Raw genomic sequence first — 234 nt, 5'->3', positions numbered from 1 at the left:
CCGCAAGGCCCTGCGGCGCGGCCTCACGGCCGAGGGCATGGACGTCGTGACGGCCACCGACGGCCCGACCGCGCTGCGGCTCGCGCAGACCGGTGCCTTCGACGTGCTGCTGCTCGACATCATGCTGCCCGGGCTGTCCGGCTACCGCGTGCTGCAGGCGCTGCGCGCGCAGGAGGTGGCCACCCCGGTACTGCTGATCTCGGCCAAGGACGGCGAGATCGACCAGGCCGACGG

Annotated in this window: 1 protein-coding gene; it reads left to right on the top strand. The window is 73.9% G+C overall.

Features of this window, described 5'->3' with window-relative positions; genetic code table 11:
• On the top strand, positions 1-234 hold a 234-nt coding region (locus QSV46_RS41140; protein ID WP_314964540.1), incomplete at both ends, for a response regulator.

The organism is Bradyrhizobium cosmicum, assembly GCF_032290525.1.
In the GTDB taxonomy this organism is placed as follows: Bacteria; Pseudomonadota; Alphaproteobacteria; order Rhizobiales; family Xanthobacteraceae; genus Bradyrhizobium; species Bradyrhizobium cosmicum_A.
This window is presented reverse-complemented; position numbering and strand designations above follow the sequence as displayed.